This is a genomic window from Rhodobacteraceae bacterium D3-12, from assembly GCA_025916135.1.
GTDB lineage: Bacteria > Pseudomonadota > Alphaproteobacteria > Rhodobacterales > Rhodobacteraceae > JAKGBX01.
Genome location: CP104793.1, coordinates 835745 through 860804 on the forward strand (window position 1 = coordinate 835745; position 25060 = coordinate 860804).

General features: G+C 56.7%; 18 protein-coding genes and 3 pseudogenes. 14 read left to right on the forward strand and 7 right to left on the reverse strand.

The window, feature by feature from the left end; all coding sequences use genetic code 11:
• From N4R57_04165 to N4R57_04175, 3 genes are all read right to left on the reverse strand, one after another.
• Positions 1 to 1161 (reverse strand): efflux RND transporter periplasmic adaptor subunit, encoded by a 1161-nt coding sequence (locus tag N4R57_04165; protein UYV38292.1) that lies wholly within the window; start codon positions 1159 to 1161, stop codon positions 1 to 3.
• 261 nt (positions 1162 to 1422) lie between these two features.
• Positions 1423 to 2538, reverse strand: coding sequence for a hypothetical protein (locus N4R57_04170; GenBank protein UYV38293.1), 1116 nt, complete (start codon positions 2536 to 2538; stop codon positions 1423 to 1425).
• A gap of 72 nt (positions 2539 to 2610) precedes the next feature.
• Complete coding sequence (locus N4R57_04175) at positions 2611 to 3090, reverse strand: tetratricopeptide repeat protein (GenBank protein UYV38294.1); 480 nt, start codon at positions 3088 to 3090, stop codon at positions 2611 to 2613.
• Positions 3091 to 3224: 134 nt separating this feature from the next.
• On the opposite strand from N4R57_04175, the gene N4R57_04180 reads away from it, so the two are divergent.
• On the forward strand, positions 3225 to 3413 hold the full coding sequence (locus tag N4R57_04180) for a hypothetical protein (GenBank protein ID UYV38295.1): 189 nt from the start codon (positions 3225 to 3227) through the stop codon (positions 3411 to 3413).
• A gap of 84 nt (positions 3414 to 3497) precedes the next feature.
• Here N4R57_04180 and N4R57_04185 read toward each other — a convergent pair whose 3' ends face one another.
• Positions 3498 to 4031 (reverse strand): hypothetical protein, encoded by a 534-nt coding sequence (locus N4R57_04185; protein UYV38296.1) that lies wholly within the window; start codon positions 4029 to 4031, stop codon positions 3498 to 3500.
• Positions 4032 to 4513: 482 nt separating this feature from the next.
• Here N4R57_04185 and N4R57_04190 point away from each other — a divergent pair, with 482 nt between their 5' ends.
• Positions 4514 to 5872 (forward strand): GntP family permease, encoded by a 1359-nt coding sequence (locus N4R57_04190; protein ID UYV38297.1) that lies wholly within the window; start codon positions 4514 to 4516, stop codon positions 5870 to 5872.
• Positions 5873 to 5907: 35 nt separating this feature from the next.
• Here the strand turns inward: N4R57_04190 and N4R57_04195 are convergent, their stop codons facing one another.
• Both N4R57_04195 and N4R57_04200 read right to left on the reverse strand, forming a co-directional pair.
• Positions 5908 to 6258: a universal stress protein gene (locus N4R57_04195; GenBank protein ID UYV38298.1), complete on the reverse strand. Its 351-nt coding sequence runs from the start codon at positions 6256 to 6258 to the stop codon at positions 5908 to 5910.
• Positions 6231 to 6779 (reverse strand): universal stress protein, encoded by a 549-nt coding sequence (locus N4R57_04200; GenBank protein ID UYV38299.1) that lies wholly within the window; start codon positions 6777 to 6779, stop codon positions 6231 to 6233. Before N4R57_04200 ends, N4R57_04195 begins: the two co-directional genes overlap by 28 nt.
• A 386-nt stretch (positions 6780 to 7165) precedes the next feature.
• Here N4R57_04200 and N4R57_04205 point away from each other — a divergent pair, with 386 nt between their 5' ends.
• Both N4R57_04205 and N4R57_04210 read left to right on the forward strand, forming a co-directional pair.
• The gene (locus N4R57_04205) at positions 7166 to 8887 is read left to right on the forward strand and encodes a cation:proton antiporter (GenBank protein ID UYV38300.1); all 1722 of its coding nucleotides are present in this window, start codon (positions 7166 to 7168) and stop codon (positions 8885 to 8887) included.
• Between the two features lie 864 nt (positions 8888 to 9751).
• Complete coding sequence (locus N4R57_04210; GenBank protein UYV38301.1) at positions 9752 to 12274, forward strand: cation:proton antiporter; 2523 nt, start codon at positions 9752 to 9754, stop codon at positions 12272 to 12274.
• Between the two features lie 117 nt (positions 12275 to 12391).
• On the opposite strand, the gene N4R57_04215 is transcribed toward N4R57_04210, so the two are convergent.
• Entirely contained in the window at positions 12392 to 12865 is a 474-nt protein-coding gene (locus tag N4R57_04215) for an integrase core domain-containing protein (GenBank protein ID UYV38302.1), read from the reverse strand.
• A 162-nt stretch (positions 12866 to 13027) separates the two neighbouring features.
• Between N4R57_04215 and N4R57_04220 the strand changes: the two genes are divergently transcribed.
• The 10 genes and pseudogenes from N4R57_04220 to N4R57_04265 all read left to right on the forward strand — a co-directional run bounded on the left by N4R57_04220 (position 13028) and on the right by N4R57_04265 (position 25051).
• On the forward strand, positions 13028 to 13375 hold the full coding sequence (locus N4R57_04220; protein ID UYV38303.1) for a hypothetical protein: 348 nt from the start codon (positions 13028 to 13030) through the stop codon (positions 13373 to 13375).
• 704 nt (positions 13376 to 14079) lie between these two features.
• On the forward strand, positions 14080 to 15291 hold the full coding sequence (locus N4R57_04225; GenBank protein ID UYV38304.1) for an ROK family transcriptional regulator: 1212 nt from the start codon (positions 14080 to 14082) through the stop codon (positions 15289 to 15291).
• Between the two features lie 11 nt (positions 15292 to 15302).
• Positions 15303 to 16229, forward strand: coding sequence for a carbohydrate kinase (locus tag N4R57_04230; protein UYV38305.1), 927 nt, complete (start codon positions 15303 to 15305; stop codon positions 16227 to 16229).
• Between the two features lie 64 nt (positions 16230 to 16293).
• Complete coding sequence (gene gap, locus N4R57_04235; protein UYV38306.1) at positions 16294 to 17322, forward strand: type I glyceraldehyde-3-phosphate dehydrogenase; 1029 nt, start codon at positions 16294 to 16296, stop codon at positions 17320 to 17322.
• Positions 17323 to 17326: 4 nt separating this feature from the next.
• Positions 17327 to 18772, forward strand: a complete 1446-nt coding sequence (gene zwf, locus N4R57_04240) for a glucose-6-phosphate dehydrogenase (protein UYV38307.1) — start codon at positions 17327 to 17329, stop codon at positions 18770 to 18772.
• Between the two features lie 242 nt (positions 18773 to 19014).
• Positions 19015 to 20591 (forward strand): annotated as a pseudogene (edd, locus tag N4R57_04245) (phosphogluconate dehydratase).
• Positions 20592 to 20594: 3 nt separating this feature from the next.
• Positions 20595 to 21265: pseudogene (locus tag N4R57_04250) on the forward strand (bifunctional 4-hydroxy-2-oxoglutarate aldolase/2-dehydro-3-deoxy-phosphogluconate aldolase).
• A 354-nt stretch (positions 21266 to 21619) separates the two neighbouring features.
• The gene (locus tag N4R57_04255; GenBank protein UYV38308.1) at positions 21620 to 22651 is read left to right on the forward strand and encodes a LacI family transcriptional regulator; all 1032 of its coding nucleotides are present in this window, start codon (positions 21620 to 21622) and stop codon (positions 22649 to 22651) included.
• Between the two features lie 114 nt (positions 22652 to 22765).
• Positions 22766 to 24069 (forward strand): annotated as a pseudogene (locus N4R57_04260) (sugar ABC transporter substrate-binding protein).
• Positions 24070 to 24184: 115 nt separating this feature from the next.
• Complete coding sequence (locus tag N4R57_04265) at positions 24185 to 25051, forward strand: sugar ABC transporter permease (GenBank protein UYV38309.1); 867 nt, start codon at positions 24185 to 24187, stop codon at positions 25049 to 25051.
• The last annotated feature ends 9 nt before the right edge of the window (positions 25052 to 25060 follow it).

Sequence of the window (25060 nt, forward strand, 5' to 3'; positions counted from 1 at the left end):
TCATAGCCTCACCCGAGGCGTGCGCGTATTACTTTGTGACGCCTTGGGGGCCGTAGCGGCTATGCCGGTCACAACCACGTCACCTTCCTTTAAACCCGATTTTATTTCGGCCCTGATCTTATTGTTCAGCCCGACCACAACCGGCACTGTGGTCATTGAGCCATCGGCGTTATCATACAATTTGATGGTATAGCCATCAGCGGTTTTTGTCAGCGCCGAAGACGGAACGGACAGCACATCCTCGACCCTGTCCAATACGATCGAAACCTCAGCTGTCATACCGATGCGCAGCAAATGGTCTGGGTTATCAACTTCCAGCAACCCATTGTAATAGATCGCTACGTCGGTCGAAATGGTGTCGCTGGTTTCAATTGCCGACGGCGCAGGTTCAACCGCGCGAACAGTGGCAGAAAACTGGTGATCCGGTTCGCCCAAAATGGTAAAGAACACCTGCTGCCCAGGCTTCACATGCACCACGTCGACTTCGGATATTTCTGTCTTCACGACCATCTTGTCCAGATTGGCCAGCTTGACAATTGTCGGCGCGCTTTGCGAAGCGTTCACCGTCTGGCCTTCATCGGTTACGATCGCAACGACTGTGCCAGAAATCGCCGTGATCTTAGTCCGGTCAAGCGCGATTTGCGCGGTCGAAACAGTGACCTCAACGCTATCTTTCTGTGCGTTCAGCGCGTCAAGTTCTGCCTTGTTAACATCGACTTCGGCCTGTGCGGCGTCCAGTGCCTCTTTCGAAACGTAGTCCGAGGTAATCAGCTTTACTTGCCGCGCCAAGGTCAGCTCTGCCTTGACCAAGCTGGCATTCTTGGCGGCGATCTGGGCCTTGATATTTGCCAGATTGGCCCTTGCCGTCAACACGGCATTCTGTTGGTCCTGACTGTCGATCAGCGCGATCAAATCGCCTTTCTTGACCTCATCCCCAAGGGCGACTGACAGTGTTTCGATCTGCCCCGATACCCGTGCGCCTACGCTGACCAATTGCTTGGCTTCCATCGTGCCCGACGCCAACACCGTCTCCTCTACCGTGCCAAGCCTGACAACCGCTGTCGTCGGCGGGGCCGTGGCTTCGTTTCGGGTGAGATAATACCAGCCGCCAACTGCGATCAACGCCAAGACGAGAGGAAATAGAATGCGGGATGTTTTCATAAACGAAAGCCTTTCGGGCAGAAACTATGGCGATAACCTGTACTACGCCAGAGCATGGAATTTCCGTCACATGGTCTTCGAGAAATATCCCTCAGTCTGACAAATAGAGTGGGGCCGCCCAAGTTTTAGTCGTCCGCAATTGTTTGCCTGCCAGTTGCCGGGTTAATCATTCGCGACCGCCGAGAACGTCCGCTCCTCGTCCTAACCACAGCCCTACACCCAAGTTCGGCAATCGTTGTTCGAAATGCCAAAGGTAACGTTTCAATCCTTGCCAGCTGTCACCTTGGCCGCATCTGAAAGAAGGTGTTCTAACTCAGAGCTGAGGAGCGGCGACAGTCCGGTCCGGATCGCATGAAGTGTGGCGCGATTGTCTGGCCGGGTTGCGACCTGGCGGATGGCGAAATCCCAGCGTTCCTTTGTCCATGCCTCAAAGTCGGTCTTAACGCGCTCCAGCTCTTCTTGCTTTTCGGAGATGTCGAGCACCAAAGAGGTATCCTGCGCTGTGACAGGCGTCGGTGCCTTGAGCCATCTTTCAAAGCTCTTTAGCCGAGCACGTAAAATGGAAAGGTCGGTTTCAAGGCTCTCAATCTGCTCTTCACGGCTCTGCGGGTTGCAGTGAAGCGGAGTCAGGACGAAGGCCGACACAAAGGCGTCGCATATTTCAGGGCGATTATCGCGCACAGCTTGGGCAACAGGCCCCATGATTGCGGGGCCTAACTCGCGGAGCCATTTGCGGTCCCTGCGCAAGTCTATCGTGCCCTCGGCGACCGCCTGACAGAGGTTATGTGCAACGTCCCCGCGGTCTACCACATAGAAAATCATGATCTGGCTTATAGGTTCGGCGGCATGCGCACCATGCGACAGCAGGGAGAGCGCGAAAGGGAATGTCTGCGCGGGAAAGGCCATCACCGTTTCGGGAATGATGCGTCCGATATCCGCGTGCAAACCCTTGGCAACATCACCATAGGAGACATGATAGAAATACAGCGACATGAGCGCGTCCACGGCCACGGCAAGATCTTGTCGGTGCTTTGCCGCAGCCGTCATCTGAGCAATCAAAGACAAAATCGTTTCATTATGCCGTGAGAGTCTTTCTTCAATCGCGGACTTTGAGCCAATGGCGACCAGATAGCCCGCGTCCGAAGCGGTGTAGAGAAAAACATCGGCGCTCTGTCGTGTGAATGCATAGGGCTGCCGGGAAGACGGCTCTATGCCCAATAGGGTCTGGCCTGCGTTGACAATGAGGTTATAGAAGGTGTCGAAATGTCCGAAATCCATTGCGAAAATCTCTGACCACTCTTTTCTGATCGCATGCTGCTCGGTCAAATCATTGGTCCCGACGGAGGCGAGGCGTTCTAATGACGAGGCGAAAATCATCGTGGCAATCCCTTCGAAACACGACAGCTATCATTGCGAATAAGGGTGTTTCGGTCGCCTTCGACAATAGGACTAAAAATATCCATCTCGCCACTCACGGCTGGCGCGCTCGACCTCGGGGAGGCCTTCGCGGATGGCATGCCCATCCCTTTGCGCCTTTAGCCCTTCATCGGTGCGGCCCAATTTGATCAAGGTCGCTCCGATTTTGTCATGACTGCGGGCGATGTTTTCTTGTCCGACAGTGGTTTTTGGAATTCTATCTTCAAGGCGCTCTTGGATTGCAAGGCAGTCACGATAGGCCTGCAAAGCCTCATCATAGAGGCCTTGTTTGAACAAGATGGTGCCGATGCGATCATGGCTGACACAGAGGTAGCCGCGCCAATGCTCGTTTTCAGGGTCTTGCCTTAAATAGCCTTCCGCCAAGTCGCGCGCGTCTCGAGAGGTCCGCAGGGCCTCTTCAAATCGGTTCGCCTGCAAAAGCGCTTTGCCGCGTTTGTTGAGGCCGTGGAACAGATCATGCTGGCGTAATATGTTCTCGGGTTCTTGCGCCATAGTATAGAGTCCTGAATGATGGAAATAGATGACACGATACCGCTACACCAAGCGGCCGAAACAGAAAAATGGCTGAGACTTCGTGCTGGCCGTCTAAAGTAGGTCATGATGATGGTCCAGAAAAGTGAGGTTCCATGAGGGGTGCCGCCGATAAGAACGATAAGATCATGACGGGCGTGGATCTCGAAACGATACGTGACGTGCTCAATAATTATGCCCATGGTGCCACGGTAGAGCAATGCGCCGAGAGCGCCGGTATAGATTACGATACGGCCTATCAGATCATAGCAGATGCCATCGCCGCGCAGAAAAGCGCGGGGTGAACCAGTTCTATTGCCTGATGGATCGCGCGTGCGTTGCGCGATGTTCTGGCAATCACGCCTGATCCAAATGTGTCAGATATCGTTTTAGCGCCAACAATCTACAAGGGCCCTATAGCCCCTCTCAGATTCCATGAGCACCATATTTCCCAAGTCCTCATGCGCCTCACCCTGCAAAGTCATATTTGAGGAAATCCCCCAATCACCGGCAAATTTCCAAAGCTCAGCGACGGGAAGCAATATCGTGTAAATATGCCCGCTTGAATAGCGCTCGAAGGACACATCATGATCGTCCACTTTGAAGTTCCAAACGTCGATTTCGCGATTTGGGTGGGGTTGCCTGTGTAAATCCAAGAACTCAACGGAAATAGCCTTGCCTTGATAGGGGGTTCCCCTAAACGGAACCTGAATACTGATGACCCCAGCCTCCTTCCGCTTGCGCGGAAATCTCATGGAAAGGGTCATGTCGTCTATACGGTCGTGATGGGTTAGGAGGCAGTATTTACGCCTGTCAGATTGTCTGACACGCAAGATGTCTAAATAATAACGGTCTCTGTCATCGACCCCAAACAGCTTAATCTCCGAAACCGCCGGCGCCGAAGACGGTGTTTCCAAAGCCATAGCTTCGACTTCCTCTGGCGTTTTTTGTCGCATATTCAGATCTCTTAGAGCTGTTCACAGTCGGTGACGGTGTGAATGGGCGGCGCTGTGACGTTGCTTGATCTCGTCTTCGAGTTCAAGCGCCTGATTGCGCAGTCGCAGCGAATGGCTAGTTTGACGCTAATGAGCTGCGCCGTTTAGCGAAAAAGCCAATGACGGGTAGCCGACATTGGCTGGTATAGCCGATGCTGGAAAGCGGAAGCACCGAACAGGTCATTCGTGCGCCGCGCAGCATATCAACAAAATGAATGGCCGGGATGCGGGGCTTTCCGCCGCGTGCTGTGGGCACAGCTTAGCCCGGCCTGATTGACCTAAATGCGTGGGGAGTGGATGGTTCAACGGGGCATTGGAGTTTTTGGAGTAGCGGCAGCACGCTGTCCTCACAGGCCTCTCGCATCTCCTGAGTTATCTGTGTATGCTGCACCGCAGCAAGAGGGGCCTCAATGAGCATTTTCCTGATCCTTTTAGCCTTGGCGACACTCATTGTAGGCGCGTGGCGCGGTGTATCCGTGCTCGTGCTTGCGCCTGCGCTGACCATGCTTGCGGCGATGGCGTCGGGAACGCCGGTTCTCGCGGGGTATACGCAGGTCTTCATGCAGGCGGCAGGGGGTTTTGTAGTGGCCTTCTTTCCCCTGTTTTTGCTGGGCGCGTTGTTTGGCAAGGTGATGGAAGCCTCGGGAGCCGCCGAGTGTTTAGCCTCTGCTATTGTCAACAAGCTGGGGCCGCAAAACGCCATACTCGCTGTGGTGCTGAGTTGCGCCCTGCTGACCTATGGCGGGGTGTCGCTTTTCGTGGTGGCCTTTGCAGCATGGCCGCTGGCGCGCGCCTTGTTCGCGCAAACCGGGCTGCCGGCACGGCTTATCCCGGCGGCTATCGCACTGGGCACCTTTACCTTTACCATGACGGCCCTGCCCGGCACGCCATCAATCCAGAATGCGATCCCGATGGCAACCTTTGGCACGACAGCCTTTGCAGCCCCCGGTCTGGGGCTGATCGCGGGCGGTGTCATGCTGACCCTCGGGCTCGTCTGGCTGCAATTCCGCGTGCGGTCGCTTGCCGGTGATGCGGCGCCTGATGCGCCCGGCACCACACCGGATGCGCCGTCCCTACCGCTGTGGATCGCGCTGGTGCCGATCCTCTCGGTCGGGGTGGTCACGTTGCTGATGGGCAACGTGCTCCTGCCCGCGTTGGACACCGGATATCTTGCCCTTCCCGCATACGGCATGACCGAGCTGTCGCGGGTCAGAGGGCTGTGGTCGGTGATCACGGCACTTGGGGTGGCGCTGGCTCTGGCGCTTGTCCTCAGTCGCCCGCCCAAGATGATGCAAGTGCTCAACACCGGCGCGGAGTCTGCCCTGCTGCCTTTGTTCAATACAGCCAGCCTCGTGGGCTTTGGCGCGGTGATGGCATCTTTGCCGGGCTTCGAGGTATTGCGGGCAAGCCTGGACGGGCTTTCGGGCGGCAATGTCCTGATCTCGGCTGCGTTGTCATCAAGCGCACTGGCCGGCATTACCGGATCTGCATCGGGGGGCATGTCGATCGCGCTGGACGTGCTGGGTCCGTCCCTGATGACGCAGGCATCGGCTCAGGGGGTCGATCCGGCGCTGCTTCACCGCGTTGTCGCTGTTGCGACAGGAGGCCTTGATACGCTGCCGCACAACGGCGCAGTCGTCACACTTCTGGGGATCTGCGGGATGAGCCACAAGCAGGCCTACGGGGATATCTTCGTGGTGGCGGTGCTGGTGCCCACGATCGCCTGCGTTATGATCATTGCACTGGGGAAGGGGTTCGGCAGTTTTTGAACCGTATTATGTGGGTTCAGTTTTGCGACGCCTCGTCAATCTGGCAAAGCGGTGGATGTTGGCGGAATTGCAAGAACATCAATGGTCGAGACACGCAACACCTGCTCAGTAACACTGCCCAAGATCATTTTATTCACGACGCTGCGCCCCCGGGTCGACAGCACGATCAGGTCGGCTTTTTCCGATTGTGCGGCTTTTAGAATTTCCCTCGGTGCTGATGTTGTTTCATGTCGCACAATTTTCCGGCATTCACCCAGTTCAGATGAGGCAACGAATTCCGCGAGGTCCCGCTCTGCTGTATGCTTCTCGCCATCAAGGTAAATCTGCTGATTTTCCTCGGTAATCGTTCCACTCAAACTCAAGCGAAGCGCAGGAGCATCAAACACGTAAAGAAGAGAGTTTTTTGCATGCTGGGTGATCCCGAGCGAGGGGAGGCGCCGAAGCGCGTCGCGGGGCCCTCAGAAAGATCGGTTGTCTGCAAAACACATTTGTAACGCCCCGCAGGCGTCGCGTTCACCATGAGGACGGGACAGGCCACCGATCGGATGGTCCGTTCTACGGTGGTGCCGATAAAGACATCACTGAGAACTTGTCGCCGATGTGGCCCCATGACCAGCAGGTCGGGTCCCAGTTCTTTTGCAGCCCTGACAATCCCGGCGAAAGGCGACGCCAGCATGACCCGAATGTCGCAGCTTACGCCATCCACGTTCCGGATAGTTTCGGCTAACTGGCGAAGAAGCTTGGACGCTTGATCGTGCTCGGTATCGACGACTCGTTTTGGCTGATCATCGTCAACAACATGGACGAGGTGAAGCTTGGCCTCAAACTGCCGTGCAAGCAATGTGGCGCGCCGAAGTGCCCTATCTGATCGTTCAGAGAAATCCGTGGCCACCATGATCATCTTCATCGAATTACGTCCTTCCCCGCCTTCTCGATCCATCGGGTTTTCGAACGTCAAACCGCTCGAAAAACTGTCTGGATTATTTAACTCTCGCGATAATGCGTTATAGGAATACCAATACGGTGAAAAGGCATTCAGCATATTCCAAAAGCAATGTCAGACCCTTAAGAAAACGGCTGCCCTATTTAAGGTCAGCGAGGTGACGGTTCGGCGCGGGATCAAGGACGGCAAGCCCTGTGCAATTGACATCGGCAATAGATGGCGGTCCCGCCCGGGTGATCTCGTTGCTTTGCTTAAAGGCCATGCGACACGACCCGCTACATAGTTGAACGGGGTTACGGAAAACCCCGCGCAGAAGATAAGGCCGCATTCAAGAAGGAGCAGGAGAATTGATGGAAGTGATTGTTCAGTCGCCGTTTACGGAGATCGCCGCACTTTTGGTGATGGCGGCGGTAATCGGGTTCATTGGGATCATTCTGCGCCAACCGCTGATCGTCAGCTTCATCGTCGTCGGTCTGATCGCAGGGCCTTCGGCGCTGGATGTTGTGCGCTCGGATGAACAAATCAGCCTTCTGTCCGAGCTTGGCATCGCCGTGTTGCTCTTTCTTGTGGGCATCAAGCTCGATGTAAAACTCATCCGCTCACTTGGAGCCGTGTCGCTTCTGACGGGTCTCGGCCAGGTCGCCTTTACCTCGATCTTCGGATTCCTGATCGGTTTGGCTTTGGGGCTGAGCGCGATCACAAGCCTCTATGTTGCCGTCGCGCTTACGTTTTCGTCAACGATCATCATCGTGAAACTTCTGTCGGACAAGCGCGAGATCGACAGCCTGCACGGGCAGATCGCCCTTGGTTTCCTGATCGTGCAGGATCTTGTCGTGGTTCTGGCCATGATCGTGTTGTCTGCAGTCGGAATTGGTGCGGCAGGCGATGGCCACGGCGGCGGGTCTGTGACGATGGTGTTGGGGGCCGGCGTCGCTATGGTCGCACTCGTTATCTTGTTCGTGCGCTATATCGCCGATCCACTGACAGAGCGTCTGGCCCATGTGCCCGAACTTCTGGTGATCTTTGCCATTGCAATGGCGGCAATGTTCGCGGCGACTGGCGATATCGTGGGGCTGGGCATGGAGGTCGGCGGGCTTCTGGCGGGCGTGGCTCTTGCGTCGACGCCGTATCGTGAAACCATCGCGGCCCGCCTTGCATCGTTGCGCGATTTCCTGCTGCTTTTCTTTTTCATCGCCCTTGGCTCGACACTTGATCTGTCGCTTCTGGGCACGCATGTCACTGGCGCGATCATCTTTTCGCTCTTCGTTCTGATCGGGAACCCGCTGATCGTACTCGTGATCATGGGGGCTTTGGGCTATCGCAACCGGACAGGTTTTCTTGCCGGCCTGACGGTTGCACAGATCAGCGAGTTTTCCTTAATCTTCGTGGCTATGGGGGTGTCGCTGGGACATGTTCAAGAGGATGTCCTTGGCCTTGTCACCATGGTTGGTCTCGTAACCATCGCGGCCTCGACTTACATGATCACCTATTCGCACCAGCTTTATGCCGTATTCGAGCGGTTCTTGGGTGTGTTCGAGCGCAAGGGCACCCCGCGCGAACCCTCCGAGGCAGGCGCACATCGCAATGAGGGTCACAAGGTTATCATTTTCGGGCTGGGGCGTTTCGGCACCGCAATCGGTATCAGGCTTCAAAAACGCGGCATCAAGGCGCTTGGCGTTGATTTCAACCCTTTGGCGATCAGGCGCTGGCGCGAACTTGGGCTTGAGACCGAATTCGGAGATGCGACCGATCCCGAATTCGTGGCCGAACTGCCCCTGCCGCACGCGGAATGGATTGTGGCGACTGTCCCGATTCATCCTACAGGTCTCAGCCACGAAGACACGCGTACAACGTTGATCCAGTTGACCCGGACGTCTGGCTTCTGTGGCCGGATCGCGGTTGCCTCGCATCAACCGCGCGACACCGAGGAACTGCTCGCCTCGGGTGCCGATCTTGTGTTGGAGCCTTTTCAGGATGCCGCCGATCGAGCCGTCGAGCTGCTCTGCGGTGCCCAAGAAGAAGAGCGAACTGAAATCCCTTCAATTACGTCAGAGGAACAGCAGACATCATAAAAAATGGTTCGGATTTTTATTCGGTGGCCCGTTCATTTGTGAAATTGCGGCCCCACCCATTTGGTAAAATACGTTGAATGCGAGCCCCGGAAACTCAGTGTATGATCCGAGGCAACGCTGAACCGCAAGCGTGACGAGCATCCAAGCGAACGTGTCAAAAAGGCGGTAATTGACCCGCTGAAGGTGAGGCATTTCAAGCGGGCCCTACGGTCGAGTATGGACTCGAAGTTGCGCTCCTGAGGTGCAGCTAATGTTGTTATGTACGGACCTTCGGGGCACTTCTTTTAAAGTGTTTGGTTTGGGATGGAGGGATCATGCAATTTGTTTTCCTATTTAGGAATTCATGCTTTGGCGCATAGAATTGAACACTCGCTACAAGCCTGCCGCAGTGAAATTGTCAAAATAGCCGGCCTGACCGCGCAAGACCCTGCCTGCCCGCAGTTGCATAATGACCTCGCTCTCAGCCATCGCTGATCCTCCAATTTGCGGGACGAATTTATCTCAGTTGGTTGACCACTTTCAGTGGGCCACTCCAATTGCTGTAATTCGTAACGCTTGAAGAAATGGCGGCTTGCACAGTTCAAGTTCGACACTCCGTTTCTGTGCGCTGCAATCTCGATAAGGCGTACGATTATCGGGAACCAGACATAGGCTGATGCGTCGAGTTATAGGAATGTCGCGGTTTGTGAACCGTATCATGGGCCATTATCGCGGCTCTTCGTAGCCCTGTTAAACGTTGATTTTACGGAAATTAACTATTTTCCGACCAGTGTGACTCATGAACTTCGTTCATTGAACGAGCATTTCAGTGGTTCTTGCCTAACCCTGATTTTCTCCTGATTGAATCTCTGCTATTTCGCACCCATGAACATCATACTGATTACAGCTGTTATCTCATCGCTCTTTCTGGTTATCGCCGCGGCCGAGCCGCTGGCGGCACGGCTGCGGCTGCCCTACAGCGTAATCCTCGCACTTGTTGGTATCCTTATTGGCGCAGGCGCGATCTTTTTTCTGCGCACTGACCTGACGGACGCATTGAACCCGGTCGCAGAGGCGATTCTCGGCTTGCCGATCCGCTCAAACGTCTTCCTGTATGTGTTCCTGCCAACGCTGTTGTTTCAGGCAACGCTGGGCATGAATTTGCGGCGTATGCTGGACGACTGGGTGCCGATTTTGGTGCTGGCAGTTGTGGCTGTCGTCGTTGCCACGTTGGGTGTTGGCTACTCGCTGGCTTGGGCCAGCACCTTGCCGCTTGCGGCGTGCCTGTTGATCGGCGCCATCGTTTCAACCACAGACCCTTCGGCCGTTGTGTCTATTTTCCGCTCGATTTCCGCGCCGCGGCGGCTCGCGCGTATCATCGAAGGAGAGAGCCTGCTGAACGATGCCGCAGCGATCGCGCTGTTTGGTTTGTTCATGGGGTTTGTGATGCTTGGCATGCCGGATCCAACGCTGACGGATGCCTTGGGGCAGTTCCCGTTGCTGATCGGGGGCGGTGCAATCGCCGGTTGGTTTACCGCACGCCTTTCTATCTGGGCGATGTCGACTTTTGTTCATTATGAACGCGCGCAGATTTCCGTTTCGGTCGCGCTGCCGTATCTTGTCTATATCGGTTCGGAACAGTTAATCGGCGCATCGGGCGTGATTGCAGTTGTGACCGCGGGTCTCACCATGAACCTGACGGGCCCCCGGCGTTTGTCGCCCCAGACATGGACAAACCTGAACGAGGTCTGGGCCCTGTTGGCACATTGGGCCGGTGCCTTGATTTTTATTCTGGCTGCGTTGCTCATCCCTCGACTGTTGGAAGAAGTGAGAACCGAAGATTTTGTGCTGGTCGGTGTCGTGATTTGCGCGGCTGTCGTTGCACGGATGGTGATTTTGTTCGGATTACTTCCCCTGCTGACGGTGCTCCGCCTGTCACCAGAAGTTGAACGCCCCTACCGTGTGGCGATCCTTTGGGGCGGACTGCGCGGGGCAGTCACGCTGGCGCTGGCATTGGCCGTCACTGAAAGCATCCGCGTCCCGATTGAGGTAAAGCGCGTCGTGGGGATCCTCGCGACGGGCTTCACGCTTTTCACTCTTGTCGTGCAGGGGACAACCCTAAGAACCGTAATCAGGTGGCTTGGATTGGACCGCCTTTCGCCGATAGACGAAGCCTTGTCACGCCAAGTGGTCGCCGTCGCCCTGCAAACCGTGCGGGAAGACGTCGAAAGGACAACCGAAAACTACGAATTGACGCGGGAGATTGTCCGTTCCGAGGCCAAAAACTTCGGTGAACGTCTTGATCAAACGGTTCAAGCCGCCGAGGACGGTGCCGAAATTCTTGATCGGGACCGGATCACTTTGGGCCTGATCGCTTTGGCTGGGCACGAGCGCGACACCATCCTCGTTCGAATGCGCGAACGCACAATCTCGCAGCGGATGGCCGAACAAGTCCTGTCAGATGCCGACCGACTGATTGAAGGGGCACGATCTGACGGGCGAAACGGCTACCAACGGGCTGCCCGGCGCAGCGTGTCCTACGGTCGGGGCTTCAAAATTGGAGTCGCGCTACAGCGTCGGCTGCGCTGGTCGGGGCCATTGGCCCGAATGACCGCCGACCGCTTTGAGATTTTGTTGTCTCAACGGCTAATCCTGCGAGACCTTGATGCGTTCATCGACAGCCGCATCCGCCGCATCCACGGGCGACGGGTGGCCGATTTGCTGCACGAATTGCTGGCGCGGCGGGTCGAAGCCATGGAGACCGCATTAGAGGGCCTCCGCCTGCAATATCCCGGATACGCGGAAAAACTCGAACGCCGTTTCATCCGGCGGACCGCGCTGCGACTTGAGGAGCGTGAATACACCATTATGCGCGAGGACGGGTTGATCGGCGCAGAAGTATATACATCCCTTATGCAAAGATTGAATGTTCAACGCGCCGCATCCGAGCAACGCCCGACGCTCGACATTGCTATTCAACGGCTGGAACTTGTAAAACGTTTCCCGTTGTTTGTCGGGATTGAGGACGCGGCTCTCAAAAAGTTGGGACGTGCGCTCAAGACAGTTTACGTGAACTCCGGCGAAGTCATAATTGCCAAAGACGGTCCCGCTGACAGCGTTTATTTTATCGCATCGGGCGCAGTCGAGTTGGAAAGTGCGGGGCAAACGTGGCGCCGTGGTGGTGGCGAGATGTTCGGCCAAATGGCGATCCTGACGAAGAAAGCGGTTCGTGCACAGGTGCGCGCGATTGCTCCGTCAACACTTCTGGTCCTCGACGCCGAACGTTTCCGTCGCCTGCTTGCCCGTAGCCCGGCCATACAGCAAGCCATTCGCACCAGCGCGAAAGAGCGCGGCATAGATCCAGACGTCCTCATGTCTGTTGAGAAAACCTCGCCTCAAGGGCTGTGAGCAACAGTCGGCATTGCCGCTTTGGCACCCTAGCTTGCTGCAAACCGGCGCAGTACTGAAGTGGTCCTGCTTTATAGAACAGGTTTGCGGCTCTGCTATGATGTGATCTGGTTGGTTTCATGCGGACTTCTGCGTCTGTTCATTTGTGAAGAAAGCGTCGCTGGGTGATCGTTTGTCGAGAGCGAAGTGGGGCCGCTCGATGTTGTAGAAGCTGATCCAATCTTTAATCACGCGTTTGGCTTGGAGCCCGTCCTGCAATTCTTGAAAGTATACGGCCTCCTGCTTGAGGGGCCGCCACAGCCGTTCGATGAAGATATTGTTCATTGCGCGGCAAGACATCAAAGATGCATGAGAGGGGAGATAACGGCCACGCTCATCTTTTACCATTCGTGCATTGCGTAGCAATGTCACGAGAGGCATCGAAATTTTGACTTCAGTCGCAACCGAAATGGTGATCGCGGCCGACCGTTTCGCCTCGGTCGGCGTTCCCAATATCCAGCTTACCGGCGAGCTGCGATTTGACCAGGCCATCGCGCCAGAATTGATTGCCGCCGCCCACGCTGCGAACGCCGCGCTCACGAGGGACCGCATTGTCGTGGCCTTGGCTTCGGTGGTGGAAAATGAGGAAGACCTCTTTATCGACACGATCCGCACCGTTTTGTCTCGGTCGGAAAAGAAACCCTTTTTCGTTTTCGTTCCGCGCGCGCCAGAACGGTTCGATGCTGTTGCCCGGAAGCTCGACGAAGCCGGGCTATGCTACGTCCGCCGCACCGATTGTTTCAGCGATCCCTCGCGTTTGGCCCCGATATTCAGGGGGCAGATATTTTGCTCGGCGACTCATTGGGCGAAATGTATTTTTATTTGGAGCTCTGCGACGTCACAGTGGTCGGCGGCGGCTACACGCCGCGCGGTTCGCACAATATCATCGAACCCATTGCCCTCGGCAAATCCGTTATCGTCGGACCCCATATTTGGACTATCGAATATTCTGTCGTCGAGGCGCTGGACGCAGGCGTCGCATTGCAGGTCGAACCAGACATGCTGACTACGGCGCTGCTGGACGTGAAAATTTCAGACCGGAACGCGATCAACACCTTTTAGGATGCACATACAGGCGCCACGCCAAGACCCTCAACGAGCTGGAAAGGTGGATAAAAATTGGCTCGCGAAGCCATCCGAATGATCCGGAAAAATTTGGGCTGGCGGGTGAGGGTTGGGGTAGGTGTAATCGATCAGTTGCAATTGTGCTGGTTCATCAGTCCTTCGAAGGGCCGGAAATCCAATTCGCGTTCGATATTCAGGCTGCGCCCATCGGACCGAAAATAGGGAAGCATGCATCCATAGAAATCAGCGTCGCCGCTCTCGGGCACGCTATCTGGATAAAGCCAAGCTATTCCCTGAAGATGGAAGGGTCTACGGCGGTGACTCCGAAACGGTTCATTTTCGGATTTCCTCGAAGCGAGCGAGCCCTTTTAATCAATAGCAAGCATTTGATTATGAGAGACGAAATTACCTACTTGGATGACTGCGAGCTTTGGCTGCAGGACATCATCGTAAATCATTGTGAGGAGGCCCGTTAGACTTGTTTCGCCGGAAAGGCATTCGCCTTTTGGGGCAGGTTCCATGTCGTCGCTGGGCTAGCACTATTTGCGCAAATTATGTAGACGTATGTCATCGTGGTTCTTTAGAGGGAGACTTCTCGCTTGCACGATAATTAATAAATCATATTTATTTATCTATTGACATGGGCGCTCGTATCTAAGACTTTGCGGTCAAGTTGTCTCGCTGTTTCGCAAAGGACCGTCATGTCGCTCGATGCCCGCCCAGATTTTGATCGCGAAGGCGCTGACAGCGCGGTGCGCGGGTCGAACCAAAGCGGGATGCGCGCATATAATGAACGCCTTGTGCTGTCGATTATCCGCCAAACGGGCCCGATGCCCAAAGCCGCGATTGCGCGAATGACTGGTCTGTCGGCACAGACGGTTTCCGTCATCATGCGCGCATTGGAACAGGATGGGTTGCTGACCAAGGGAGACCCCGTTCGGGGAAAAGTTGGCCAGCCGTCGGTGCCAATCGGTCTTGCGCCGGATGGGGCTTTTTTCCTTGGGCTCAAGGTCGGGCGAGGTGGCTCGGAGCTGCTGCTTACAGACTTTCTCGGGAAAACCAAAATTAATCGCCGTAAGCTTCATCACTTACCAACGCCAGATGGGGTTGTCGCATTTGCCGATGAAACCATTCGCGAATTTCTGGCGCTGCTTCCGCAAGAGCATCGGGCGCGTGTTGCTGGTCTGGGCATTGCGCTTCCTTTCCGTCTTTGGGATTGGAGCGACGTCTCAGATGAAGATAGCGCAAAACTCGCAGATTGGCGCGGGCGCGACATCGCTGCCGAAATCGGCAAATCGTGGGATTTCCCAGTCTATCTGTGTAATGATGCCTCGGCGGCCTGCGGAGCAGAGTTGGTCTTTGGAGGGGAGACGCAGCCTCGTGATTTCCTGTATTTCTATATCGGGTATTTCGTTGGGGGCGGCCTCGTGATGGATAACGCGCTTTACACAGGCAAAAGCGGCAATGCGGCGGCGCTTGGCTCGATGCAGATCACTGCAAATGGTGGAGGGCGGTGCCAGCTTGTTGACGTGGTGTCGCTGGTGAAATTGGAAAAAATGCTTCTTAGCGCGGGGGAGGACAGTAATTCGGTTTGGGAGCGGTCGGGCGACTGGCGAGTGTCACAAACCGTTTTGAATGCATGGCTGGATCAGGCAGCGGATGGTTTGGCGCAGGCGATTGTAGCGGCCACTTGCCTAATAGATTTCGAAACCGTTCTGATCGACGGCTCTTTGCCGGGTGAGGTGCGTGCTGAACTGGCCAATCGCGCCGGGCTGGCACTCGAAAAGCGCACCGTTCCGGAATCGAGTTTCCAAAAATCGGGCAAGGCACGATTGGTTACGATGCCAAGGCACTTGGCGCCGCCAGCTTGCCGCTTTCGGACCGGTTCCTTGTCGACCGTGACGCATTTCTGAAAGTCTGACAGATGATACTTTGCTGTGGAGAAGCCCTGATTGACATGATCCCGACCCCGATTGAAGCCGGCAATGACGGGTTTGTGCCCCATTGCGGGGGGGCAGTCTATAACACTGCCATCGCGCTTGGGCGGCTTGGCGTTCGAACCGGGATTCTAACGGGCCTTTCGAGCGACATGTTCGGGCAACTCCTCTTGGACGGCCTTAAGGCGAGCCATGTGGATGTGAGCCACGTGATCAAATCCGATCGCTTAACGACGCTGGCTTTCGTGCGGCTTGTCGGCGGGCATGCGACCTATGATTTCTATGATGAAAATTCTGCCGGGCGGATGATTCGACCAGAGGATATGCCGACGCTTACGGCGGAGATCACCGCGCTCTATTTCGGCGGGATCAGCTTGGCCTGTGAGCCGGGCGCCAACGCTTACGCGGAGCTGTTAGAGCAGAGCGCGAGCGACAGGGCAGTGATGTTGGATCCCAATATCCGGCCGGGTTTCATTCGCAACATCGAGCGCTATCGAACGCGGCTCGACAGGATGATCGCCCTGTCGGATATCGTAAAAGTGTCCGACGAAGACCTGAACTGGATCACGCCCGAACCGCTTTCGCTACGCGAGAAGGTCGACAAGCTTCTGGCCAAGGGCCCGTCGGTGGTGATTCTGACACGTGGCGGCGAGGGGGCCACAGGGTTTCTGGCGAGTGGTGGTCAAGTATTGGTGCCCGCCTCGCTGGCCGAGATCACCGATACGGTGGGCGCAGGGGATACGTTCAACGCCGGTGTTCTGGCCAAGCTCTCTGAATTGGGGCTGCTGCATAAGGCCGGGCTGGCCGAGTTGTCAGAGAACGATCTGCGTTCGGCGCTGGCGCACGGTGCGCGCGTTGCTGCAATTACTGTTTCACGAGCGGGCGCCAACCCGCCATGGGCAGGGGAATTGTGATTTGGACAGAATCCTTTTTTGCCTTTAATGTTAGCGCTAACATGGCTTCTCAGAGGAGACCAAAATGACACTCAAGATCGCAATTAACGGATTTGGACGGATTGGACGTGGTGTGCTGCGCGCTCTCATCGAGCGTGATGACAGTGAGATCGAAATCGTCGCTATCAACGATTTGGCGCCTCCGAAAAACATCGCCCACCTGCTGAAGTATGACTCCGTGCATGGCCGTGTCGGCGTGCCCGTTTCGATTGAAAGTGACATCTTAAGTGTGGGGGCGCGCACAATCCGGCTCACATCAATCCGCAACCCTGAAGACCTGCCTTGGACTGATGTGGACATCGCATATGAATGCACCGGGCTCTTTACCGAGCGCGCGGCCGCGGCGCGACATCTGCGCAACGGCTCAAAGCGGGTGTTGATCTCGGCCCCGGGCAAAAGCGCCGACCGTACGGTCGTGTATGGTGTCAACCACGCCGAACTGACAGCGGAAGACGTCATTGTGTCAAACGCCTCCTGCACCACCAATTGCCTGGCCCCGGTGGCAATGGTTCTGGACCGCGCTTTTGGCATCAAGACGGGCTACATGACAACGATTCACGCCTTCACCGGCGATCAGCCGAGCCATGACACTAATCACAAGGATCTCTACCGCGCGCGGGCGGCGTCAATGTCGATGGTGCCAACTTCAACTGGTGCGGCCAAGGCGATATCGTTAGTTCTGCCTCGTCTTGAGGGTAGGCTCGAAGGCTCCGCAGTGCGGGTGCCCACGCCAAACGTGTCGATGGTGGATTTGTGCTTTATGCCCGAACGCGCAGCTACTCGCGATGGCATCAACGCCGCAATCGCTGTCGCGGCGCAGGGTGAGCTTGCCGGGGTGCTGTCTTATGAGGAAGACCCGCTGGTCTCGATTGACTTCAACCATGATCCGCATTCGTCGTGTTTTGCGGCGGCGCAGACGACCGTGACGGCAGAAGGCATGGTCCGAGTGGTGAGCTGGTATGACAACGAATGGGGCTTTTCCAATCGGATGCTCGACACGGGTCGTGCGATTGGTGAACTGCTCAATATCGCGCCCCTCAAACTGGTGAGCTGACGTTATGGTCTCGCGCGTTATTCCGGTTGAACCCTTCGATCTTGTCATCTTCGGTGCCACTGGCGACTTGGCCCGACGCAAGATCCTGCCGGACTCTTTCACCGATTTGTCATGGGGCAGATGCCCGATGGCGCGCGGATCATCGGCGCTGCGTTCTGTGATGGACACGGCGGCTTTTCGCACAAGCGTCGAGAAGAGCCTTAGGGAATTTGCACCTGCGATGGTGGATCAGGCCAAACTGCTCGACAGTTTTCTCGAAAAAATCGGCTATGAGCGAGTGGATGCTGCGGGCAAAAGCGGCTGGGCCGAGCTTGGCAAAGCTTTGCGCGGCGATGTGGTACGCGCTTTCTACTTTTCCGTTTCGCCATCGCTTTTCGGCACGATTGCAACCAAGCTTCACACCTATGGCATCGCCACGCCCGAAAGCCGTATTGTTGTGGAAAAGCCCTTCGGACATGATCTGGCCAGCGCGCGGGCGCTCAATGCTGATTTGAGGCAAAGTTTCGAAGAGCGTCAGATCTACCGCATTGACCACTACCTTGGCAAAGAGACGGTGCAGAACCTGATGGCGCTCCGTTTTGCCAATGCGCTGTGGGAGCCACTGTGGAACGCCACCCATATCGACCACGTTCAGATCACTGTGGCCGAAAGCCTCGGCGTTGAAGGGCGTGGTGAGTATTATGACCGTTCTGGCGCGATGCGTGACATGGTGCAGAACCACCTGATGCAGCTTCTGTGCTTAACCGCAATGGAACCGCCATCGAAGTTTAGCCCGAACGCAGTGCGCGACGAAAAGGTGAAAGTAATCGAGGCGTTAGAGCTCGTCTCTGCTGAAGACATTGTGCGCGGACAGTATCGCGGCAAGGACGGTGCGGACAGTTATCGCGACCAAGCCGGGAACCCGGGTTCGCGTACCGAGAGCTTTGTGGCGATGAAAGTAAATATTGGCAACTGGCGCTGGGCGGGCACACCTTTTTATTTGCGCACGGGCAAGAAGCTGCGCGCGCGCAGTTCGGAGATTGCCGTGGTGTTTCGCGATCCGCCGCATATGATTTTTCCCAAGGCGAAAAAACGTCGTGGCAATGCAATGATTATCCGTTTGCAGCCCGATGAAGGCATAACGCTACGCAACACAATCAAGGAACCCGGGCCGGGCGGTTTCCGCCTTGCCGAAGTGACGCTTGATATGACCTTCGCCGACGCGCTTAAACAGGGTAGCGAACCGCAGGACGCATATGAACGTCTGATCATGGATGTGATCCGCGGCGATCAGACCCTGTTCATGCGCGGCGACGAAGTTGAAGCGGCCTGGGCTTGGGCCGACCCTATCATCGGGAGTTGGCTCGATAGGCGCGAGGCTCCTGCGCATTATGATCAAGGCAGTTCTGGGCCCGAAGATGCGCTCATGCTTCTGCACCGCGATGGCCGGCGCTGGCGCGAGTTAGGCTGAAAGGACGACAGATGACAGTTCATTCCACTATTTTGCGCGTGACGGAGCGTATTGTTGAGCGCAGCAAGGCGCATCGGGCGCCTTATCTTGAGCGGATGGCGGCGGCGCATATCAAGGGCCCGGCGCGGGCGCATTTGTCGTGCAGCGGGCAGGCGCATGCCTATGCGGCGAGTGGGGATGACAAGGGCGCGCTGGCCACGGGCGGGGCGGGCAACCTCGGGATAGTCACCACCTATAACGATATGCTGTCGGCGCATCAGCCGTTTGAACGCTTTCCCAACCTGATCCGCGAGGCGGCGCGCCAGGCCGGGGGCACGGCGCAGGTTGCGGGCGGGGTTCCGGCCATGTGCGACGGCGTCACGCAGGGCGAGGCGGGGATGGAATTGTCGCTGTTCTCGCGCGATGTGATCGCGTTGGCCGCGTCGGTTGCGCTGTCCCACAACACGTTTGATGCCGCTGTGTTTCTTGGGGTCTGTGACAAGATCGTGCCGGGGCTGGTGATCGCGGCGCAGGCGTTTGGCCACCTGCCGGCTGTGTTCCTTCCGGCGGGTCCGATGGAAAGCGGGCTGGGCAACGATGAAAAAGCCAAGGTGCGCCAGAAATTCGCCGCCGGAGAGGTTGGGCGCGAGACGTTGATGGAGGCCGAGATGGCCGCCTATCACGGCCCCGGCACCTGCACCTTTTACGGCACCGCCAACACCAACCAGATGCTGATGGAGTTCATGGGGCTGCACCTGCCGGTGCGAGCTTTGTGCCGCCCAACGGTGCGCTGCGCGACGCGCTCACAAAAGAGGGTGCGAAACGGGCGCTGTCGCTCAGCGCGCTCGGCAACAGTTATACGCCGGTCAGCGCCATTCTGGACGAGCGGGCGTTTGTGAACGGGATTGTCGGGCTAAACGCGACGGGCGGGTCAACCAACCTGCTCATTCACCTTGTTGCCATGGCGCGGGCCGGTGGGATCATCCTCGATTGGCAGGATTTTTCTGAGATTTCCGAGGTCACGCCTTTGATGGCGCGCGTCTATCCCAACGGCTTGGCGGATGTGAACCATTTCCACGCGGCGGGCGGGCTTGGTTATATGATCGGTGATCTGCTCAAATCGGGGCTGCTGCATCCTGACACCCAAACCGTCGCGGGGCAGGGGCTGGAGCATTACACACGCGATCCGGTGTTGAGTGATGGCGCGTTGACATGGAGCCCGGGGCCGCATGCAAGCCTGAACGACAAGATCCTGCGCCCGGCCTCTGCGCCGTTCCAGCCAACGGGAGGTTTGAAGCGCATGAGTGGTTCGATGGGCACGGCGGTGATGAAAGTGTCCGCGGTTGCGCCGGAACATCACGTGGTCAAGGCGCGTGCACGCGTGTTTGGCGATCAGGACGCGGTCAAGGCGGCGTTCAGGGCCGGGGAGTTCACGGGCGATGTGGTTGTGGTCGTGCGCTTTCAGGGGCCAAAGGCCAACGGCATGCCAGAACTGCACAGCCTGACGCCGCTGCTGTCGATCCTGCAGGGCAGGGGGCATAAGGTGGCGCTGGTCACGGATGGGCGGATGTCGGGGGCGTCGGGTAAGGTGCCTGCGGCGATCCATGTCTCGCCCGAGGCGGTGGATGGCGGCCCGATTGCGCGGGTGCGTGATGGCGATATGGTATGCGTTGATGCCAGTGCCGGCACGCTTGATATTCTGGCCGATGATCTGGACAGCCGCGCGGATGCGATGGCCGATCTTTCGGCGGGGCAGGCGGGCACCGGGCGCGAATTGTTTGCCGCGTTTCGCAATACGGTTGGCGCGGCCACGGATGGCGCCAGCATATTCGGAGGTTGAGACATGACCCTTTCGCCAAGAGATGCGAGCCGGTTGACCCGAGAGCTTTGCGCGCTGGCCCCGATCGTGCCAGTTCTGGTGGTCAAGGATGCGGCCCAGTGCGCGCCCCTTGGCCGAGGCGCTGGTGGCGGGGGCTGCCCGCTTTGGAAGTCACGCTGCGCACGCCCGCGGCATTGGAGGTGATCCGCGAGATGGCACAGGTGCCGGGCGGGCATGTCGGCGCGGGCACGCTGGTCACGCCCCAGGACGTGCAGGCCGCCAAGGCGGCAGGTGCGACATTCGGCGTCTCTCCCGGCGCGACGGAGGCATTGCTGGCGGCGTGTGAAGAGGCGGACCTGCCGCTTCTGCCCGGCGCGGCCACGGCAAGTGAGGCGATGCAATTGCTTGAGCGCGGCTATGACATGCTGAAGTTCTTCCCCGCCGAAGCGTCGGGCGGCGCGCCTGCCCTCAAAGCCATCGGCGCGCCCCTGCCGCAGATCAGCTTCTGCCCGACAGGGGGCGTCAGCCCGGCCAACGCGCAATCCTATCTCGACCTGCCCAATGTCATCTGCGCCGGAGGCAGCTGGGTCGCTCCGAAAAACAAGGTCGAATCCGGCGATTGGGCCGGGATCGAGGCGCTGGCACGTGACGCGGTGAAGCTGGGGCGAAACGAATGGCCGTCGGAAATGGATTGAAACGGACGTCTCTGCTGATTGCAGCAGCAATGATATGAGCCCGTCCATAACGCTGGCCTATCGCAAACTGACAGGCGGCATGCCAGGAGAGGGTGTTGCGCCCAACGGGCACCGCGCCTTTGGTGGCGGTGGGACTGGCGTGTCTCCCGTTTGATCAGTTGAGGTTAGGGGCGACGCAAAGAATTGGCCCGTGGTGCTTTTACGGCGCCTGGTCGGGCGAACTCCTCAAATGACATTCCTGCTTGTCGGCTCATAATGGTGCGTGACTTTTCTCGATGTCACACTTGATCTTTATAAAGTTGCGCCGCTATCTTATCATAAGTTTACGCGCGCAATATTAGGTCGAGCTTTGATGTGAAACAGAAGAAGATACGTAACATGGAGGAGCTTGCCGTGGTCAGCGGTATTTCGCGCCCGACATTGTCGAAGTATTTCAATGATGCCGATAGCGTGCGCCAATCGACGCGGGAAAGGATCGAAGTGGCTCTGACGCGCTATGACTATCGCCCCAATGTTTACGCGATAAATCAGAACAGGAAGACGACGAAGAGCATCGGTATTGTCGTCCCCAATCTCGCCGACCCGTTCTTTTCAGAGATCGGGCGCGAAGTTGAGTTGGCCTGCCTTGCAGAAGGCTACAGTCCTATCCTTATGAGCTCGCACGGCAGCCCGGCGCAGGAAAAGAGCAATCTCGAATCGCTGAGCGCCCTAAAGCCTGCTGGAGTGTTGCTCGCACCGTTCGGGCGGATGTCAGACCGAGGTGAGATTGAAAACCTAAACAAAGATGTGCCGGTGGTTCTTTTTGATGCCAACATAGAGGGGGCGTGTGAGGCATTTGTCGGAACAAATAATGACCAAAGCATTGATTTAATGGTTGAATACCTCTGTCGCAGCGGTGAGCCGCCGTGCTTTTTCGAGATGGAAAAACCAAGCAATCCGAACGCCAACAAGCGCCATCAGGCCTATCTCGAAAGCATGGAGCGGCATGGGCATGCGGCTCAGGTCGTGCAAGTGAAGGGCGACGGATGGGATTTCGAGGAGATCGGAAAATCAGAAGGCGGGCAGTTGATTTCTAGCGGGGTTTTCGCGACCAACACCATATTGTGCAGCAACGACCGACTGGCAATTGGAATGCTGTCGGCAGCGTTTGAACTGGGCAAATCCATTGGGCATGGACCCGGCGCGCAAATGCGGATCGCCGGGCATGACGACCACCCATTTTCGCGCTTTACCTGCCCGTCTCTCACCACGATCGCACAAGATTACGCAGCGATTGCGAATCGCGCTTCGGGCGCACTTTTCAAGATTCTCGATGCAAATAAACGCCCTTCGAAGCGAGAAGACACCATCTTCGATGGCCGTTTAGTCATGCGAAATTCCGCGTAAGCTATTGATATTGAGGCATTGCAAAATTATACTTTACGCGCGTAAAACTTTAGTTGACTGCGCGTCACTTGCTTCTCTAGTCTCGTTTCATCATCCCGATATGGAGGAGCACGGATGTCTCTCAAGAGCACAATTTTCGCGGCAACGGCGCTGTCGTTTGTCACGGTCGGCGCTTCGCTGGCCGATACCATCACCATTGCCACAGTGAACAACGGCGACATGATCCGCATGCAGGGTCTGACCGACGATTTCACCGCCAAGACCGGTCACACTGTTGAGTGGGTCACGCTAGAAGAAAATGTTCTGCGTCAGCGCGTCACCACCGACATTTCGACCAAGGGTGGTGCTTTCGACATCATGACCATTGGCATGTATGAAACCCCGATCTGGGGTGCAAATGGCTGGCTTGTTCCGCTGAATGATCTGAGCGCAGAGTATGATGTGGGCGATATTCTGCCCGCAATGGCAGGCGGTCTGAGCCACGATGGCACGCTCTTTGCTGCGCCGTTTTATGGTGAAAGCTCAATGATCATGTTCCGTTCGGACCTGATGGCGAAAGCTGGTCTGGAAATGCCTAAGGCGCCGACTTGGGATTTCATCCGCAAGGCCGCAGCTGCAATGACCGATCGCGACAACGATATCAACGGCATTTGCCTACGTGGGAAGCCCGGTTGGGGCGAGGGCGGCGCATTCATTACGGCGATGTCGAATTCCTTTGGCGCGCGCTGGTTTGATGAAAACTGGAACGCTCAGTTCGACAGCAAAGCATGGGCCGACACGCTGACCTTCTACAAGGGTATGATGGATGAAAGCGGCCCCAAAGGCTATGCGACAAACGGGTTCAACGAAAACCTATCGCTGTTCCAACAGGGCAAATGCGGCATGTGGATTGATGCCACGGTTGCTGCGTCTTTTGTGACCAACCCGACGGACTCGACGGTAGCTGACAAAGTTGGTTTCGCGCTGGCCCCTGACAATGGTCTCGGCAAGCGCTCCAACTGGCTTTGGGCATGGGCGCTGGCAATCCCCGCCGGTTCGCAAAATGAAGCTGCGGCTAAGGAGTTCATCGAATGGGCAACTTCGAAAAGCTATATCGAGCTGGTTGCCGCGAAAGAAGGCTGGGCCAATGTTCCCCCGGGCGCGCGCAAATCGCTTTATGCCAACCCGGAATACCAGAAGGTTCCTTTCGCACAGATGACGCTTGATTGATCCTGTCGGCTGACCCGAAGAACCCGACTGTTGATCCGGTTCCTTATGTTGGCGTGCAATTCGCAGCCATTCCCGAATTCGCCGGCATTGCAACCGAAGTGAGCCAGGAGTTCTCGGCGGCCTATGCTGGGCAGCAAACCATCGAAGAGGCCCTTGCCAAGGCGCAGGCGCTGACCAACGATGCGATGGAAGCCGCAGGCTACCGCTAGAACTGCGATACCGATCGAGGGCGGCGCGTGAGCCGCCCTCGCCACAATCACCACCTCACATGTGTTAACATTGTTCTACGACGGTATTTGACCGTTAACAGAGGAGGTATGCCCGATGGCTACTCAGCATTCCCGATCAGCTGCGCGCTTTATGATGGCCCCGGCGGTGATCCTGCTTCTTGGGTGGATGCTCATCCCCCTGACAATGACGCTCTATTTTTCGTTCAAGAAATTTCAGCCCCTGCGCGGTGGCGATCTTGGATGGGTCGGTTTCGACAATTACGTTCGTTTTGTAAGCTCCAGCTCGTTTTGGCCGTCGGTCATGACCACGCTTATAATCGTTGGTGGTGTTCTGCTTATTACCGTGGTTCTGGGCATATTGCTCGCGATCCTTCTGAACCAGCCGATGTGGGGGCAGGGGGTTGTTCGCATCCTCGTCATTGCACCGTTTTTTGTGATGCCAACGGTTTCGGCGCTGGTGTGGAAGAACATGTTCATGGATCCGAACTATGGTCTGTTTGCGCACTTGTGGGAATTCTTCGGAGCGCAACCGGTCGAATGGCTTAGCCAAGCTTCACTAACCTCGGTAATCATGATCGTGTCCTGGCAGTGGCTTCCCTTTGCGACGCTAATCTTACTTACCGCGATTCAATCTCTGGACAGTGAGCAACTTGAAGCCGCCGAAATGGACGGAGCACCCTCATCAAAACGGTTTGCCTTTATCACCTTGCCGCATCTGGGGCGTGCGATCACCGTTGTGATCCTTATCCAGACAATCTTTTTGTTGTCGATCTTTGCTGAAATCTTCGTCACCACCGGCGGGGCGTTTGGCACCAAGACACTGACTTACCTGATCTTCCAGCGCGTGTTGGAGAGCCAGTATGTCGGCCTCGGCTCGGCCGGTGGGGTCTATGCAATCATCCTTGCCAATGTCGTTGCGATCTTCCTGATGCGCATCGTCGGCAAGAACCTGGACGCTTGAGGAGGGCAT